A 16,653-nucleotide genomic window follows, 5' to 3' on the forward strand; every position below is an offset into this window, starting at 1 on the left:
GGCGGTCACGTGAGCAGCTCCGCCCAGGCCGCGATGGTGGGCCGGTCCACGAGGTCGGGGAAGCCGATGTCGCGGCCCTCCCGCTTCCACGCCTCGATGAGCGTCATCACCCTGATGGAGTCCAGGCCGGCGTCCAGCAGGTCGTCGTGCGGGCCGAGCTCGGCGGGCTCGACGTACAGCAGGCCGGCGATCTGGGCGCGCAGGCGCTCCTCGGCCTCAGACACCGGCCACCGCCCCCGACAGGGCGCGGCTGACGCGGGTGGTCGTGGTGGTGACGGCGCACCGCTCGGCGGCGTAGGTGAGGGCCATCTCGTGGTGCTGCCGGGAGAAGTCGGCGACGGCGTCGGCGACCACGAACGCCTGCACGTCCCGCATGAACGCCTCGCAGGCGGTCATCAGCACGCCGATGTGGGCGTACACGCCGCAGATGACGAGCTGGTCGCGGCCCTGCCCGGCCATCAGCTCGGCGAGCCCGGTGCGCTGGTAGGCGCTGTAGCGCCACTTGGTGAGCAGCACGTCGCCGTCGCCGGGCGTCAGCTCGTCGGCGATCGCGGCCTCGCGCGGGTCGGCGCCGATGCCGGTGCCCCAGAAGTCCAGCAGCAGGCCGCGCTGCTCGGCGCTCTGGGCGCCGGGCTGGGCGGAGTAGACGACGGGCACGCCCAGCTCGGCGCACCGCTCGCGCAGCGCCAGCACGTTGGCCATCAGCTCGACCATCGGCGAGCGGCCGGGGGTGAAGGCGCGCAGGAAGTAGTTCTGCATGTCGTGCACGAGCAGCACGGCCCGGCGCGGGTCGGGCCGCCAGTCCACCCGGTTGGCCGGGAGCTCGGACGGCATGGCGTACGGTTCGATCCTGGGGATCGTCATGTCATGTCCTTTCGCGGAGGTGGCGCTTGCTGACCTTGCCGACCGCGGTCTGCGGGAAGGCGTCGACGAACTCGAACCGGTCAGGGATCTTGAAGACGGCGATGCCGCGCCCGCGCAGGAACGCGCGCAGCTCGGCCCCGCTGGGCGGGTCGCCGCGGCAGATGACGTAGGCGCAGGCCCGCTCCCCCAGGTAGGGGTCGGGCACGGCGACCACGCTGGCGTCGTGGACCGCCGGGTGGGCCAGCAGGTGGTTCTCGACCTCCTCGCCCGCGATCTTCTCGCCGCCCCGGTTGATCTGGTCCTTGGCGCGTCCCTCAACGACCAGGTGGCCGGTGGGGGTGCGACGGACGATGTCGCCGGTGCGGTAGAAGCCGTCGTCGGTGAAGGCGGTCCTGTTGTGCTCCTCGGCCCGCCAGTAGCCGCGGATGGTGTAGGGGCCGCGGGTCAGCAGGTGGCCGTGGTCGCTGTCGCGGCCGTCGTCGTCCAGGACGCGGATCTCGTCGTCGGGCGAGATGGGACGTCCCTGGGTGGCGACGATGGTCTCCTCGTCGTCGTCCAGGCGGGTGTAGTTGACCAGGCCCTCGGCCATGCCGAACACCTGCTGGAGCGTGCAGCCGAGCTCGGGCCGCACCCGCTTGGCCGCCTCCCGGCCGAACTTGGCGCCGCCGACCTGGAGCACCTCCAGGCTGGACAGGTCGTGGCCGGTGGTGGCGGCGGCGTCCAGCCAGACCAGGGCGAGCGGCGGGACGAGCGCCGCGATCGTGACGCGCTCGCGCTCGACGAGCGGGAAGCAGGTGCCGGGGCTGGGGTCGGGGGCCAGCACGGACGCGGCCCCGGCGCTCAGCGCCCCGAACACGCCGGGCGAGCTCATCGGGAAGTTGTGCGCGGCGGGCAGCGCGCACAGGTAGACGCTGTCCGGCCGCAGCGCGCAGATCTCGGCGCTGGCGCGGAAGCTGTAGATGTAGTCGTCGTGGGTGCGCGGGATGAGCTTGGGCAGGCCGGTGCTGCCGCCGGACAGCTGCAAGAAGGCGACGTCGCCGGGCGCGGGGCGGTGCGGGCCGCTCTCGCTCGGGTCGCCTTCGTCCGGGTCGGTCTCGGGGAGCTCGCCGAGGACGTGCGCGGGCGTGCCGGGGGCGTAGGCCCGGTGCTCGTCGTCGGGGCAGATGTAGGCGGCGGCCTCGGTGAAGGAGCAGAAGTGGGAGATCTCGGCCGAGCGGTGGGCGGGCAGCGCGAACACCGGCCAGGCGCCGATCCGGAACAGCGCGAAGCACACCTGGTGGAACTCGGGCACGTTGGGGAGCTGGACCACGACGCGGTCGCCGCGGCCGATGCCGCTCGCGCGCAGCCCGGCGGCCAGGCGGTCGGCGCGCTCGTCCAGGTCGCGGAAGGTCCAGCGGGCGGTGGGCGAGATCAGGGCGGGGCGGGGGCCGTACGCGGCGGCCAGGTCGCGCAGCAGGCCGCCGAACGTCTCGCCGCGCCAGTAGCCGGCCGCCCGGTAGCGCGCGGCCTCCTCCTCAGGCCAGTGCATCGGAGACCCCCAGGGCGCGCAGCATGGTGCGGAACTTGGCGGCGGTCTCGGCCAGCTCGGCCTCGGGGTCGGAGCCGGTGACGATGCCGGCGCCGGCGTAAAGGCGCAGGGTGTGCTCGGCCACCTCGGCGCAGCGGATCGCCACGGCCCATTCGCCGTCGCCGGCGGCGTCGGTCCAGCCGGCCAGCCCGGCGTAGAAGCCGCGGTCGAACGGCTCCAGCTCCTCGATCATCCGCCGCGCCCCGGCCTCGGGCGTGCCGCAGACGGCGGGCGTCGGATGCAGGGCGGCGGCCAGCGCGAGCACGCGGGTGTCGGGGTCGCGCAGCGTGCCGGTGACGCGGGTGGACAGGTGCCACATGGTCTCGGTGGAGGTCAGCTCCGGGGTGACGGGCACCTGGAGGCCCGCGCAGTACGGCGCGAGCGCGTCGGCGACGGCCTCCACGACCAGCCGGTGCTCGCGCAGGTCCTTGGCGGAGGCGGCCAGCGCGGCGGCCCTGCGCCGGTCCTCGGCGGGGTCGTCGCAGCGGGCCGCCGAGCCGGCCAGCGGGTTGCTGACCACCGCGCGCCCGTGGCGGGAGACCAGCAGCTCGGGGCTGGCGCCGGTGAGCGTGCGGCCGCCGGGCAGCGGCGCGGCGAAGGAGTAGCCGTGCCCGAGCAGCGGGCGCAGCAGCCCCGGCAGGTCGATCGGCTCGTCCGAGCGCAGCTCCACGGTCCTGGCGAGCACCACCTTGGCCAGGCCGCCGCGCTCCAGCTCGGCCAGCGCCCTGCGCACCGCGGCGGCGTACGCGGCCGGCTCGGGCACCCGCCTGCTCCACCAGCCGCCGCTGACCAGGGGGGCGGCGCCCGGCGGCAGCGGCGGCGACCAGGTCTCGGACTCGGGCAGGATCAGGTGGGCCGTGCCGTCGAAGCCGATGGCCCCGGCTGCCGGGCCGTCCACCCTGCCGGCCAGCGTGGCCAGGTCGCCGGCGGCGACGCCGCGCACCCCGCGGGTGAGCAGCGTGCCGCGGGCGGAGGCGAACAGCACCGACTCCGCGCGGTCGTAGCCCGCGAGCGGATCCGCCGCGGTTGTCAGCAGATGCAAGGGAGGTCCAATCTCGATCGGTCCAATCTCGGTCGGTCCATCTGGTTCGGCCCGCCGCCGGGCGGTCCGGGCGCGGAGGCCCCGGGTTCGGGGGCTCAGGCGGGCGGGGTCGGGGTGGCGCAGGAGGGCCGGTGCGGGTCAGGTGTGGAGGGTGGCGCCGCCGTCCACGAGGAGGTCGTGCATGGTGATGTGCCTGGCGCGTGCCGAGCAGAGGAACAGCACCGCGTCGGCCACGTCGGCCGGGTCGGCCACCCGGCCGAGCGGGATGCCGACGCGGAAGGCGGCCGGGTCGCCGTGCAGGGTGGCCGACAGCGCCTCGCCGGGGTCGGCGTCGTCCCACAGGGCGCGCAGCATGGCGGTGTCGGTGGAGCCGGGTGAGACGACGTTGCACCTGATGCCGTGCCTGGCGACCTCCAGGCCGAGGCAGCGGGTGAACATCCGGGCCGCCGCCTTGGAGGCGGCGTAGGCGGCCATGCCGACGCGCGGCACGCCGGCCGCGTTGGAGCCGACGGTGACGATCACGCCCCGCCGCCGCGGCGTCATGCGGCGGGCGACGGCGCGGGAGACGTGGAAGACGCCGTCGGCGTTGACGGCGAAGCTCTGCCTCCAGTGGTCGTCGCCGGTGCCGTCCACCTCGCCGGGCAGCAGCACGCCGGCGGTGTTGACGAGGATCGCGATCGGGCCGAGGTCCCGCTCGACCGCCGCGACGACGCGCTCGACGTCGTGCGGGTCGCGCACGTCCATGCGGTACGGCCGCCCGTCGCCGCCGGTCACCGATCGCAGGTCGGCCGCGCCGACCACGGCCCCGGCCCCGGCCAGGGCGGCGCAGACGGCCGCCCCGATGCCGCGGGCCGCGCCGGTCACCAAGGCGATTTCGCCGTCGATCCCGTCCATTGCGGCACGTCCTCCCCGAATGCTTTAGTTAGGTAAGCCTTGCCTAATTTGAAGGCAAAGAGACGGTCTGTCAAGACCGCCGTCCGGACCCGGCGAGGGCCGTCGGGAAAGCCGCGCGAGGAGCGAGATCGGGGATGTCACCGCAGGTCGGAGACGCGAAAAGGCGGCGCGGCCGCGGCTGGGAGCCGCAGCCACGCCGCCGGTGCGAGCAGGTGGTCTCAGGCCAGCGCAGGCTGGCGCAGGGTCGGGTAGTCGGTGTAGCCGGTGTGGTCGCCGCCGTACCAGTGCTCGATGCGGACGGGGTTGAGCGGGGCCCCGGCGGCCAGCCTCTCGGGCAGGTCGGGGTTGGCCAGGAAGGCCCGGCCGAGCGACACCAGGTCGGCGCCCGCGTCGAGCAGCCGTTCCGCCTCGCGCCGGCCGCCGTCGGCGGGCAGCGGGCCCGGCCAGGGCTGGGCCGGGTTGGCGATCAGCGCGCCCGGCCAGGCGGCGCGCAGCCGCCGGTAGAGCGGCTGGTCCGGCTTGGCCCACACCAGGTGCAGGTAGGCCAGCCCGAGGCCGGACAGCTCCTCGACGAGCGCCGGGTAGAGCACGTCGGTGTCGCTCTCGCTCATCCCCTGCCCGGGGAACCCGGGCGACAGCCGCAGGCCGACCCGTTCCGGCCCGACGGCGGCGGCGACCGCGCGCACCACCTCGACGGCGAAGCGCATGCGCCGGGCCGTCGAGCCGCCGTAGGCGTCGGTGCGGTGGTTGGTGCCGTCGGCCAGGAACTGGTGGATGAGGTAGCCGTTGGCGCCGTGCACCTCCACCCCGGCGAAGCCGGCGTCCACGGCCCGGCGGGCGGCGGCGGCGAAGTCGGCCACGGTGGACTCGATCTCGTCCAGGCTCATCGTCCTCGGCACGACGGCCGGGCGGTTCCCGTCCGGGGTGGCGACCGGCTCGGGGAAGGTCACCGGGGACGGCGCGACGGGCCGCAGGCCGCTGTTGGCCGGGTGGCCGATCCGGCCGCCGTGCTGCAGCTGCACGAACATCCGGCCGCCGGCCTCGGCGACCGCCTCGGTGACCCGCCGCCAGCCGGCCACGTGCCTGGGCAGGTGCAGGGCGGGGATGTTCGGATAGGTCTGGCCGACGGCGTTGGGCGTGGTGGCCTCGGCGATGATCAGTCCGGCGGCCGACCGCTGGGCGTAGTACTCGGCCATGAGGTCGGTGGGCGTGCCGTCGGCGGCGGCGCGGTTGCGCGTCATCGGCGCCATCACCAGGCGGTTGGGCAGGCTCAGCGAGCCGAGCGTCGTGGGCTGGAACAGGGGTGACGTGCCGGACATGTCAGTGCTTCCGATCTGTGCGAGGCGGATCGCCGTGATCCGTGACCGAACTCTGCACCCGGGCGCTGCGGGGATCCTGACGATCTGCTGACGGTCCACCTCCGGCGCGTGTGTACGGTTCTCCCATGCGGTTCGGAGTACTCGGCCCGCTCGCCGTGTGGGACGACGAGGGGCGGCCCGTCAAGATCGTCGAGAGCAAGGTCCGGGCCCTGCTCGCCGACCTGCTCGTCCACGAGGGGCGGCCGGTGTCGGCCGACCGGCTCATCGACGACCTGTGGGGCGACGAGCCGCCGGGGCGGGCCGGCAACGCGTTGCAGGCCAAGGTGTCGCGGCTGCGCGCGGCTCTGGGGCGCGACCGGGTGCCGTACCAGGCGGCCGGGTACCGGCTGCGGCTGGAGGCGTCCGACGAGGTGGACGCGGGGCGCTTCCGGTCCCTGGTCAACCTGGCCCGCCCGGCCGGCGACCCGCGCGAGCGCGCCGCGCTGCTGACCGAGGCGCTCGGGCTGTGGCGCGGGCCCGCGTTCGCGGACGTCGCCGACGAGGAGTTCGCGCGGGTCGCGGCGCGGCGGCTGGCGGAGGAGCGCCTGTCCGTGCTGGAGGAGCAGGCGGAGGCGCGGCTGGCGGCGGGCGACCACCTGCTGCTGGCCGGCGAGCTGGCGGGGCTGGTGGCCCGCCATCCGCTGCGGGAGCGGCTGCGCGCCGTCCAGCTGCGCGCCCTGTACGTGGCGGGGCGCCAGAGCGAGGCGATGGCCTCCTACGGCGACCTGCGCGACCGGCTCGCCGACGAGCTGGGCGTCGACCCGTCCCCCGCCCTGACCGCACTGTTCGAGGCCATCCTCCGCCAGGATCCCGCCCTCCTGCCCACCGCGAGCGCCGGGGGGCCCGTTCGCCCGGTCGCGGGCGGCGTCGCGGAGCCCGGCCGGGAGGCGCGGACGAACCTGCCCGCGCCGCTCGGCGACCTCGTCGGGCGGGACGCGGCGGTCGCCGAGGTGGGCCGGCTGCTCGGGGACGTCCGGCTGGTGACGCTGACCGGTCCCGGCGGGGTCGGCAAGACGCGTCTGGCGCTGGAGGCCGCCCGCCGGGCCGCCCATGGGCCCCAGGGGTTCGGCGACGGCGTGTGGCTGGTGGAGCTGGCCGGGTGGCGCGGCGATGCCGCCGATCTGGCGCAGCACGTCGCCGCCGTCCTCGACGTCCGCGACGACGCCCCGGCGTTCGGTGCGGGCCCGGCGGCCGGGACGCCCGGGGCGCGGCTGGCCGCCGCCCTGCGCGAGCGCGAGATCCTGCTGGTGCTGGACAACTGCGAGCACGTCGTCGAGGCCGCCGCCGGCCTGGCCGCCGGGCTGCTGGCCGCCGCGCCCGGGCTGCGGATCCTGGCCACCGGCCGTGAGCCGCTCGATCTGGCCGGTGAGCGGGTGTTCCTGGTCGAGCCGCTGCGGCCGCCTGACGCGGTCAGGCTGTTCGTCGAGCGCGCCGCCGCGTCCGCGCCCGGCTTCTCCCCCGACGAGGAGACCCGCGAGCTGGTGGCCGAGCTCTGCCGCCGCCTCGACGGCCTGCCGCTCGCGCTCGAACTGGCCGCGACCCGGGTCCGCGGGCTCGGCGTACGGGAGCTGGCGGTGCGGCTGGAGGACAGGTTCGCGCTGCTCACCCGCGGACGCCGCGGCGCGCCGGAGCGGCAGCGGACGCTGCGCGCGGTGATCGACTGGAGCTGGGAGCTGCTCAGCACGCCCGAACGCGTCGTGCTGCGCCGCCTGGCCGTCCACCGCGACGGCTGCACGCTGGAGGCCGCCGAGGCGGTGTGCCCGGGTGACGGCGTGGTCGCCGAGGAGGTCCTCGACCTGGTCACCAGGCTGGTCGACCGCTCGCTCGCCGTGATGACCGACGGCCCCGCGGGCCCCCGGTACGGGTTGCTGGAGTCGGTCGCCGCGTACGCCGCCGAACGTCTGGGCGAGGCCGACGACCTCGGCGAGGCGCGCGGCCGGCACCTGCGCTACTACACGGACCTGGCCGAGCGCGCCGAGCCCGAGCTGCGCGGCCCCGGCCAGCGGGAGTGGCTGGCCCGGCTCGACGCCGAGGCCGCCAACCTGCGCGCGGCGCTGGAGGAGGCGGTCGGGACCGGCGACGCCGTCCTGGCCGGGCGCCTGGCCGCCGCCCTGTCGTGGTGGTGGCTGCTGCGCGGCCGGCTGCACGAGGGCCGCCGCAGCCTGGCGCGGGTGTGCGCCCTGGCCACCGAGTCGGCCGGCGCGCAGGTGGCCCACGCGGCGTTCCGGCTGCTGACCGGGGAGCGCCCCGGCCCGGCGTCCTGCGACGTTCCCGCCCCGGACGGCGCGGCCGTGCCCGGACGGCTGGCCTGGCTGTACGCCTACGCCCTGTTCAACGCCGGCGACCTCGGCACGGGCGCGCTCGACGTGGCCGCCGCGTCCGGCGACCGATGGACCACCGCCGCCACGCTGGCCCTGCGCGCCATGCACGCGATGCTCCGCGACGACCTGGCCGGAGCCGACCGGGACGCCCGCCGCGGCGCGGAGCTGTTCCGCGAGCTCGGCGACCGCTGGGGCGAGTTGCAGACCGTGCCGCCGCTGTCGGCCGTCGCCGAGATCAAGGGCGACCACGCCGAGGCGGCCCGGCTCCAGGAGGAGGGTCTGCGCATCGCCGAGGAGCTGGGCCTGGCGGGCGAGCTGTCGGTCCGCCACTCCGGGCTCGGCCGCCTGGCGCTGCTGGCCGGCGACTGGGACCGCGCCCGCGACCTGCACGAGCGCGCGCGAGACCTGGCCGCGCGGCAGGGCCACCTCTACGGCGAGGTGCACGCGGTGATGGGCCTGGCTCTCGGCGCCCGGCGGTCCGGGGATCTCGACGCCGCCGAGTCCTTCCTGGCCCGCCTGCGCGACGTCTATCCCTCCTCACCCGCGGGCGCGCACCTGGTCCATGCCGAGCTGGGGTTCGTGGCCGAGCTGCGCGGCGATCACGAGTCGGCCGCCGCGAGCCACCGGCGCGGCCTGGAGATCGCCCGCTCGACCGGAGAGCCCCGGACCCTGGCGCTCTCCCTGGAGGGGCTGGCCGGAGCGGCGGCGCTGGCCGGAGCGGCGGAACGGGCCGCGCTGCTGCTCGGCGCGGCCGACGGGTTGCGCGGCAGCGTGGGCGCCCCGCTGCCGGCCGCCGAACGCGGCGACGTGGAGCGGATCACCGCGTCCGCCGTCGCCGTGCTGGGCCGGGACGTCTTCGCCGCGACGTTCCTGCACGGCACAAACAACTTTCTTGACATCGCCGAAAATGCCGGGTCGAACTTTTCATGAGTCCTGCTCGGGCCGATGCGATCTCATGTGCCGGAACATAACGCCAGGTCAGCAGCGCGCCTGAGGTGGCCGCGCCCCTTCCTTGATCTATTACTCCCGGTCAAAAAATCAGTATGACAGCCCCTTGCCCTCCTTGGGGATTTTGTTCATATTTGCGGGCAAGTCACCCCACCCTCAGGAGGCTCCAGTGAGCATCCATGGCTTACGGATCCGGCGCGCCGCACTGATCGTCGCCACCGCCGGACTCCTCACCGGCGCGGTCACGGGCGTACCCGCCCAGGCATCGCCCGCGCCGGCCCAGCCCGCCGCCGACCCGGCCGCCGCCGCGGCCAGGCTGGAGGGGCAGCTCGGCGCCCGCACCGCCGGCTCCTACTTCGACCAGGCACAGGGCAAGATGGTGGTCACCACCACCGATCCGGCCGACGCCGAGGCCATCACCGCCTCGGGCGCCGTGCCGCGTGTCGTGTCCCGCAGCGGCCCCGCACTTGAGGCCATCATGTCCCTCCTCGACCGCACGGCCGCCGTCCCCGGCACCGCGTGGGCCGTCGACCCGGCCTCCAACCAGGTCGTCGTCTGGGTGGACAGCACCGTCGCGAGCAGCGCACGCACCAAGGTCCAGATCGCGGTCCAGCAGGCCAACGCGCAGGCGGCCGCCGCGCAGGGCCAGAGCGCCGAGGCGGCCACGCCCGCGGTGCGCGTCGAGAACGAGCCCGGCAGGTTCAGCCTCTTCATCCAGGGCGGCGACGCGATCTACGGCGGCCAGTACCGCTGCTCGCTGGGCTTCAACGTGGTCAGCGGTTCGACCTACTACTTCCTGACCGCCGGCCACTGCGGCAACATCGCCTCCACGTGGTACGCCAACTCCGCGAAGACCACGACCCTGGGCAACACGACGGGATCCAGCTTCCCGGGCAACGACTACGCCATCGTCAAGTACACCAACACCAGCATCGCCCACCCGGGCGGCGTGGACCTCTACAGCGGCTCGCGTGACATCACCAGCGCGGGCAACGCCTACGTCGGCCAGTCCGTGCAGCGCAGCGGCAGCACGACGCACGTGCACAGCGGCTCGGTGACGGCGCTCAACGCCACCGTGAACTACGCCGAGGGCACCGTACGCCAGATGATCAAGACCAACGTCTGCGCCGAGGGCGGCGACAGCGGCGGCGCGCTGTTCTCCGGCGGCGTCGCGCTCGGCCTGACCTCCGGCGGCAGCGGCAACTGCTCCAGCGGCGGGACGACGTTCTTCCAGCCGGTCACCGAGGCGCTGAGCGCCTACGGGGTGAACGTCTTCTGATCGGCCGCTGACAGCGGGTGAGCCGATCTCCGTGCGGGTCGCGTGCAGGCGCGGCCCGCACGTTCGCGTAAAAGAACCTATACAAAACAGACAAAACGCCCTAATGTGGGCATCGCCCCAGTCGGCAACGACTGGGGCGCCAAACTTCCTCCGCCGGCGCGCGCGACGACCGCCCACGGCGCCCTCTTCCCGGACAATTCCCCCTCCGGCCGCCGTCCGACCCCCTCCATTACGGGTCGTAACGGCTGTGTTACTGTCCGCGTTATGAACAAATCGGCCACCGAGCGGCAGATCGAAATTCTCTGGCCCACCATCGGCGTATCGGTCACAGCAGACCTTGACGGACGCAACCGCGACCTCGCCGACGCGTTGTGGCGGACCCTGCCCTACCGCAGCCTGCAAGGCCACGCCCTCGTGGCGGGCCACCACCTCTACCATCTGGCCCCGATGCCCGAGTTGCTGCACGTCCCGGGCGTCCACAAGATCGACCGGCGGATCGCGCCCGACGGATCGGTGTTCTGCTCCCGTCTCCAGCACCTCGGCATCAAGTACGGCCCGCTGAGCGAGCCCATGCCCGCCACGCCCATCGGCACCGTCCGCGAGGAGGACCTCGACGCGCTCGCCGAGGCCGGGAAGGCGGTCTGGCAGTCGGTGTACTCCGGCGGCGAGCCCGTGATCGTCGAGGTGCGCAGGGCCGGCGACGGCGGCGGCCACCAGCTGCGCCGCCCGACGGCCCGGCACACCGAGGCCGAGCAGCTCCTCGCCGAGCTGCACGACGAGATCGAGCGCATCTGGCTCGACCCGCCCCAGGAGCTGGTCGACCTGCACGAGGGCCGCATCGCCTCGGGCGCGGGCAGCTTCGGCACCACGCTGACCACGATGCTGTTCGTCAACGGCGAGACCCGCCCGCTGGGCTACTGCTGCTACTCCGGCCTGGTCAGGGCCGCCCAGCAGCAGCAGCTCCCGCTGGAGTTCCTGCAGCAGATGGCGCGCATCATGGCCGCCACCCCGGCCGAGTTCCTCGGCTACTGCGGGCTGAACAAACTGCACCAGTTCACCGAGCGCGCGCTGGAGGTCGCCGACCAGCTCCAGGACCGCGAGGACTTCGTCGCGCTCATGAGCCACATGGCCCTGTACGTCAACTGCCTGGGCGCCTGGAACCTCCAGCTCTTCCCGTGGCAGGTCGACGAGCACCTGCGCGCGGACGGCTCGGTGGCCCCGATCTCCCGCTCCATGCTGGCTCCCTTCCAGAGCGGGACGGTGGCCCCGGCATGAGCCAGGCCGACCGGGCCGAGGTGGTGGTCATCGGCGGCGGCGTGATCGGCCTGTCGATCGCGGCCCACCTGGCCGAGGCGGGGGTCGAGACCGTCGTCCTGGAACGCGACGACCTGGCCTCCGGCGCCTCGCGGGCCACCGCGGACGTGCTGCGCGCCTACTTCTCCGGCGACCCGGTCAGCTCCGCCATGGCGGTGCGCAGCCTGTCGGCCTACCAGTCGTTCCCGCGCTGGCCCGGCGCCGAGCTGCCGATGCGGCAGGTGGGCTACCTCGTGCTGTTCACCGAACGGGAGCAGGTGAACAGGTTCGAGGCCGAGCTGCCGGCGCAGCGGGCCGCGGGCGTGGACGTGTCGCTGATCGGCGCCGAGGAGGCCCGGCGGCTCAACCCGCTGGTCGAGGAGCCGTCGCTGCTGGCGGCCGCGTGGTCGCCGCAGGCGTTCGTGAGCGACACGGCCGCCATCGTGGAGGCGTACGCGGAGGGCGCGGCGCGGGCGGGGGCCTCGCTGCGCACCGGCTGCCCGGTCACCGCCGTCGATCCGGCCACCGGACGGGTCGAGACCGCGGACGGCACGCTCACCGCGCAGGCGATCGTGTGCGCGGCCGGCGCCTGGTCGGGCTGGATCGCCTCGGCGGCGGGCGTGGACCTGCCGCTGACCGGGCCGGCGGTGCAGGAACTGCTCACCACCGGCCCGCTGCCCGACGTGCCGGACATGCCGGTCACCCTGCACGCCGCCAGCGGGCTGCTGATCCGCCGGCGCGGCGACCGGATCCTGATCGGCATGGGCAACCCCGGCACCGACCGGGACGCCTGGTTCGTCAAGGCCAGGGCCCAGCTCGCCACCACGTACCCGGACCTGGACCTGTCCGGGCTGGAGACGGCGGTGCGCGGCCCCAGGGACGCCAGCCCCGACCGGTCGGCCTTCATCGGCCGGCTGCCCGGATCTCCGGCGTTCCTGTACGCCACCGGGTTCTCCGGCCACGGGCTGTGCAACGCCCCGGCGGCCGGGGAGCTGGTCCGTGACCTGTACCTGGGCCACGACCCGGCGGACGCGTTCGGCTTCGACCCGATCGAGCTGTCGGCCGGATCGCGGCGACGCTCGCGCTGACACCGCACCCGGACTCGTGCCGCCCGCGCCGACGCCGCATCCTTTCCGTGATCGAGGCGTGGCGTTGCCGCGGGTTGGCACGGCAGCGGGTACGACCGGCACCGGGGGAGACAACGATGACCACGAATCCGTACGCCACGGCGCCCGTCGGCTACGCGGCCGAGCCGACGGCCGCGCCGTACTCGATCGTCGAGCTCATGCCCGGTGCCCGCAACCTGGTGCACTACCTGCGGGTGGCGCCGGGCGAGCGGGTGCTGGTGCTGGCCGAGCACACCGTCGACCCGGTGGTCGTCCAGGCCATCGCGGCCGCGGCGGCCTACCGGGACGCCGACGTGCACATCCTGTCGGTGGCGCCGTTCAGCCCGGGCGGCTGGGACAGCGGGGCCGGGCACCACGTCGAGCGGGCGGCGGTCGGGGCGTCCGACGTCGTCATCGCCTGCACCTGGTGGGGCGAGGTGCACACCGCGCCGCTGTTCTTCGACGAGATCGCGGCGCTGCCGGTCAGGTTCGCGTCCCTGCACATGAGCGCCACGGCGGGCGCGCTGCTCACCGGCGCCCGCCTGCCCAACGAGGTCTTCTACGCCCTGGCGCACCGCACGCTGGAGAAGCTGGCCGCGACCACCAGGATCCGGGTCACCTCCACGGCCGGCACGGACCTGACGCTGTCCGGGCTGACCCTCATGCCGGACGCCGAGCCGCCGGGCCCCGGCCAGTGGCGGCCCTTCCCGTACGGCGGCGTCAACTTCTGGCCCGCCGACACCGAGGGCGTGCTCGTCGTCGAGGACTGCACGGTGACCGGCGTGCCCGAGGAGCCGCTGAGCGTCCACCTGGCCGGCAACGTCGTGCAGAAGATCGAGGGCGGGACGGCCGCCGACCGGCTGCGCCGCTTCTCCCCCGGCGGCTTCTACCTGCGGCACGCCCTGATCGGGCTGAACCCGAAGGTGCGGGTGGCCGGCGGCAGCCAGTTCGAGCGGGAGAAGCACGCCGGCGCGTTCTACTGCGGGCTCGACGCGCTCACCGACGGCGTGGCCGTCACCACCGCGCCCGGCTTCGCCCACTGCGACTGCCAGGTCGACCGGCCCACCCTGTACGCCGACGACGAGCCGCTCGTCCTCGACGGCCGGCTGCTGCTGCTCGACGACCCCGAGATCCGCCGGGTGGCCGAACGCTTCGGGCCGCCGGACGTGATCCTCGACGACAACCCGGTCATGGTCCTCCCCCGCCGCTACAGCGGGGCGACGTCGAGCCGATGACCGCCCGACCGCACCAGACAGACAGGATGACCATGGAACCCGAGTTCGTCCTCGACCCGGCCACCCTCGACCTGCACGACAGCGACGAGCGGCTGCGCCGGGCCGGCCCGCTCGTCCCGGTACGGGTGGAGGGGGTGCTGGCCTGGGCCGCCACCAGCCACGCGACGCTGGAGGCGGTGCTGTCGCACCCGGCGATGACGCGCGACATCCGGTACTGGGACCCGAAGGCCCGCGCCGCGGCTCCTCAGGGCACGTCGCTGATGCGGCTCGTCACCGACGCGTCCATGCTCAACGCCGACGGCGAGGAGCACCGGCGGCTGCGCGGCCCGCTGGTCAAGCTGTTCAGCGCGCGCCAGGTGCAGCGGATGGAGCCGTGGATCACCTCCATCGTCGGCGACCTGCTGGAGGACCTGGCGGCCAGGCCGCCGGGCGAGCCGGTGGACCTGCGCGCCGAGTACGCCTACCCGCTGCCGTTGCGCGTCATCGTCGAGATGCTGGGCGTGCCCGACTCCCACCGCGAGCGCCTGCGCGAGCTCACCGACGAGGTGGTGCAGCTCGACCAGAGCCCGCCGGACAGCCCGGAGGGTCGCAGGGCGCTGTTCGAGCTGGTCGGGGAGATCATCGAGGTGCGGCGCGGCACGCCCGGCGAGGACCTGACGAGCGAGCTGATCGCGCTGCACGCCCAGGGCCGGCTGGACGACGCCGAGCTGCGGGACACCGTGCAGGTGCTGCTGATCGCCGGCCACGTCACGACGATCAACCTCATCGCGCACGCCGTGCGCGCCCTGCTGGGCCGTCCGGAGCAGCTCGAACTGCTGCGCTCGGGGGCCGTGCCGTGGAGCGCGGCGGTGGAGGAGGCGCTGCGCTGGGAGTCGCCCAACGCCTACTTCCCGATGCGCTACGCCATGGAGGACCTGGAGATCGAGGGCGTCCGGCTGCGGGCCGGCGAGGCGGTGCTGGCCTGCTTCTCCGCCGCCGGGCGCGACCCCGAGCGGTTCGGCGAGAACGCCGCCGACTTCGACGTGACCAGGCCGGCCGTGCCGCATCTGGCGTTCGGGCACGGGCCGCACTTCTGCCTGGGCGCGCCGCTGGCCCGGCTGCAGGCCGAGGTGGCGCTGCCGGCCCTGTTCGCGACGTTCCCCGGCATCCGGGCCGCCGGGCCGCTGGACGACCTGCCCCGGCTCACCTCGCTGCTGGACAACGGCGTGCGCGCCCTGCCGGTGCTGCTCGGCCCGCGCGCCACCGGCTGAGCTCCGCCGGTTTCTCCGTGATTGCGGATCTTCATGGGCTGCCTTCTCGGAGATTGCCGCATGTGAACGGGTCCGTTGCGGCGTCCGCGCCAGGCGTTCTTTGCTGAATATCCGGGTTCGGAAACCAGGATCGACCTCCAGGGGTATTCATGCAGACGCCCATCGCCCCCATCGGCGCGCACGGCATGCTCGTGTTCCTGTTGCAGATCGGAGTGCTGCTCGGCCTGGCCCTGGGGCTCGGGGCGCTGGCGGCCCGGTTCCGGCTGCCCGCCGTGGTGGGCGAGCTGTTCGCCGGGGTCGTGCTCGGGCCGTCGATCCTGGCGCACGTCGCGCCGGACCTCCAGCGCTGGCTCTTCCCCGCCGACCCCGGCCAGTTCCACCTGCTGGACGCCGTCGGGCAGGTCGGGGTGCTGCTGCTGGTCGGGCTGACCGGCATCCACATGGACCTGAACCTGGTGCGCCGGCGGGCGGCCACCGCGGCCGGGATCAGCGTGGGCGGCCTGGTCATCCCGCTCGGGCTCGGCATCGCCACCGGGTTCCTGCTGCCCCGGATGATCGTCCCCGACGGCACCGACGCGACGGTGTTCGCGCTGTTCATGGGTGTGGCGATGTGCGTGAGCGCGATCCCCGTGCTGGCCAAGACGCTGATGGACATGCGGCTGCTGCACCGCAACATCGGCCAGCTCACGCTCACCGCCGGAATGATCGACGACGCGTTCGGCTGGTTCATGCTCTCGATCGTCAGCGCCATGGCCGTCAACGCGGTCAGCACCGGCACCGTGCTCACCTCGCTGGCCTACCTGGTGGCCATCGTCGTGGTGGCCCTGACCGTCGGGCGTCCGCTGGTGCGCGGCGCGATGCGGCTGGCGGCCCGGTCGCCCGAGGCGGGCCCGACGGTCGGCATGGCGATCATGCTGATCGTGCTGGCCTCGGCCGGGACGCACGCGCTCGGCCTGGAGTCGGTCTTCGGCGCGTTCGTGATGGGCATGCTCATCGGCGGCGCGGGACGGGTGGACCCGGCCCGGCTGGCGCCGCTGCGCACGGTGACGCTGTACGGCTTCGCCCCCGTCTTCTTCGCCACCGCCGGGCTGCGGATGGACCTGACCGCGCTGACCCGCCCGCCGGTGCTGCTGGCCGGGCTGGCGGTGCTGGCCGTCGCGATCGTCGGCAAGTTCGTCGGCGCGTACGCCGGCGCCCGGCTGAGCCGGCTCAACCGCTGGGAGGCGCTGGCCCTGGGCGCCGGGCTCAACGCGCGCGGCGTGATCGAGGTCGTGGTGGCCATGGTCGGCCTGCGGCTGGGCATCCTCAGCGTCGAGGCGTACACGCTGGTGGTGCTGGTCGCGATCGTCACCTCGCTGATGACGCCGCCCATCCTGCGCGCGGCGATGGCCCGGGTCGAGCAGACCGCCGACGAGGAGATCCGCGAGACGGCCCACCGCGCCTGGACCACCACGGCGAGCTGACGGGGACGACGCCTCGCACGGCACGCCCTAAAG

General features: G+C 74.4%; 13 protein-coding genes. 7 read left to right on the forward strand and 6 right to left on the reverse strand.

Annotated elements, in window-relative coordinates:
• Positions 1–5: 5 nt before the first annotated feature.
• From ACIBK9_RS13320 to ACIBK9_RS13345, 6 genes are all read right to left on the reverse strand, one after another.
• Complete coding sequence (locus ACIBK9_RS13320; RefSeq protein ID WP_387673335.1) at positions 6–224, reverse strand: phosphopantetheine-binding protein; 219 nt, start codon at positions 222–224, stop codon at positions 6–8.
• Entirely contained in the window at positions 217–864 is a 648-nt protein-coding gene (locus ACIBK9_RS13325; protein WP_397157888.1) for an isochorismatase family protein, read from the reverse strand. The genes ACIBK9_RS13320 and ACIBK9_RS13325 overlap by 8 nt, the downstream gene beginning before the upstream one ends.
• A gap of 1 nt (position 865) precedes the next feature.
• Positions 866–2,392 (reverse strand): (2,3-dihydroxybenzoyl)adenylate synthase, encoded by a 1,527-nt coding sequence (locus ACIBK9_RS13330; protein WP_397157890.1) that lies wholly within the window; start codon positions 2,390–2,392, stop codon positions 866–868.
• On the reverse strand, positions 2,379–3,473 hold the full coding sequence (locus ACIBK9_RS13335; RefSeq protein ID WP_397157892.1) for an isochorismate synthase: 1,095 nt from the start codon (positions 3,471–3,473) through the stop codon (positions 2,379–2,381). The genes ACIBK9_RS13330 and ACIBK9_RS13335 overlap by 14 nt, the downstream gene beginning before the upstream one ends.
• Before the next feature lie 138 nt (positions 3,474–3,611).
• Entirely contained in the window at positions 3,612–4,367 is a 756-nt protein-coding gene (locus tag ACIBK9_RS13340) for a 2,3-dihydro-2,3-dihydroxybenzoate dehydrogenase (protein WP_397157894.1), read from the reverse strand.
• A 218-nt stretch (positions 4,368–4,585) separates the two neighbouring features.
• Positions 4,586–5,686, reverse strand: a complete 1,101-nt coding sequence (locus tag ACIBK9_RS13345; RefSeq protein ID WP_397157895.1) for an alkene reductase — start codon at positions 5,684–5,686, stop codon at positions 4,586–4,588.
• A 125-nt stretch (positions 5,687–5,811) separates the two neighbouring features.
• Here ACIBK9_RS13345 and ACIBK9_RS13350 point away from each other — a divergent pair, with 125 nt between their 5' ends.
• From ACIBK9_RS13350 to ACIBK9_RS13380, 7 genes are all read left to right on the forward strand, one after another.
• Positions 5,812–8,976: a BTAD domain-containing putative transcriptional regulator gene (locus ACIBK9_RS13350; protein WP_397157897.1), complete on the forward strand. Its 3,165-nt coding sequence runs from the start codon at positions 5,812–5,814 to the stop codon at positions 8,974–8,976.
• A 187-nt stretch (positions 8,977–9,163) separates the two neighbouring features.
• Entirely contained in the window at positions 9,164–10,273 is a 1,110-nt protein-coding gene (locus ACIBK9_RS13355; protein ID WP_397157899.1) for a S1 family peptidase, read from the forward strand.
• Positions 10,274–10,537: 264 nt separating this feature from the next.
• The gene (locus ACIBK9_RS13360) at positions 10,538–11,548 is read left to right on the forward strand and encodes a hypothetical protein (protein ID WP_364335108.1); all 1,011 of its coding nucleotides are present in this window, start codon (positions 10,538–10,540) and stop codon (positions 11,546–11,548) included.
• On the forward strand, positions 11,545–12,654 hold the full coding sequence (locus ACIBK9_RS13365; protein ID WP_397157902.1) for an NAD(P)/FAD-dependent oxidoreductase: 1,110 nt from the start codon (positions 11,545–11,547) through the stop codon (positions 12,652–12,654). Before ACIBK9_RS13360 ends, ACIBK9_RS13365 begins: the two co-directional genes overlap by 4 nt.
• Positions 12,655–12,770: 116 nt before the next feature.
• On the forward strand, positions 12,771–13,907 hold the full coding sequence (locus tag ACIBK9_RS13370) for a hypothetical protein (RefSeq protein WP_358295627.1): 1,137 nt from the start codon (positions 12,771–12,773) through the stop codon (positions 13,905–13,907).
• Positions 13,908–13,939: 32 nt separating this feature from the next.
• Complete coding sequence (locus ACIBK9_RS13375; protein WP_397157904.1) at positions 13,940–15,157, forward strand: cytochrome P450; 1,218 nt, start codon at positions 13,940–13,942, stop codon at positions 15,155–15,157.
• A 149-nt stretch (positions 15,158–15,306) separates the two neighbouring features.
• Positions 15,307–16,620, forward strand: a complete 1,314-nt coding sequence (locus tag ACIBK9_RS13380; RefSeq protein WP_387673364.1) for a cation:proton antiporter — start codon at positions 15,307–15,309, stop codon at positions 16,618–16,620.
• The last annotated feature ends 33 nt before the right edge of the window (positions 16,621–16,653 follow it).

It is taken from the genome of Nonomuraea sp. NPDC050227, assembly GCF_044459705.1.
Classification (GTDB): Bacteria; Actinomycetota; Actinomycetes; order Streptosporangiales; family Streptosporangiaceae; genus Nonomuraea.

What these genes read in the sequence shown, in the direction of transcription:
- ACIBK9_RS13325 (WP_397157888.1), bottom strand. Translation starts at nt 864, where the DNA reads ATGACGATCCCCAGGATCGAACCGTACGCCATGCCGTCCGAGCTCCCG.
- ACIBK9_RS13330 (WP_397157890.1), bottom strand. Translation starts at nt 2,392, where the DNA reads ATGCACTGGCCTGAGGAGGAGGCCGCGCGCTACCGGGCGGCCGGCTAC.
- ACIBK9_RS13340 (WP_397157894.1), bottom strand. Translation starts at nt 4,367, where the DNA reads ATGGACGGGATCGACGGCGAAATCGCCTTGGTGACCGGCGCGGCCCGC.
- ACIBK9_RS13345 (WP_397157895.1), bottom strand. Translation starts at nt 5,686, where the DNA reads ATGTCCGGCACGTCACCCCTGTTCCAGCCCACGACGCTCGGCTCGCTG.
- ACIBK9_RS13350 (WP_397157897.1), top strand. Translation starts at nt 5,812, where the DNA reads ATGCGGTTCGGAGTACTCGGCCCGCTCGCCGTGTGGGACGACGAGGGG.
- ACIBK9_RS13360 (WP_364335108.1), top strand. Translation starts at nt 10,538, where the DNA reads ATGAACAAATCGGCCACCGAGCGGCAGATCGAAATTCTCTGGCCCACC.
- ACIBK9_RS13365 (WP_397157902.1), top strand. Translation starts at nt 11,545, where the DNA reads ATGAGCCAGGCCGACCGGGCCGAGGTGGTGGTCATCGGCGGCGGCGTG.
- ACIBK9_RS13370 (WP_358295627.1), top strand. Translation starts at nt 12,771, where the DNA reads ATGACCACGAATCCGTACGCCACGGCGCCCGTCGGCTACGCGGCCGAG.
- ACIBK9_RS13375 (WP_397157904.1), top strand. Translation starts at nt 13,940, where the DNA reads ATGGAACCCGAGTTCGTCCTCGACCCGGCCACCCTCGACCTGCACGAC.
- ACIBK9_RS13380 (WP_387673364.1), top strand. Translation starts at nt 15,307, where the DNA reads ATGCAGACGCCCATCGCCCCCATCGGCGCGCACGGCATGCTCGTGTTC.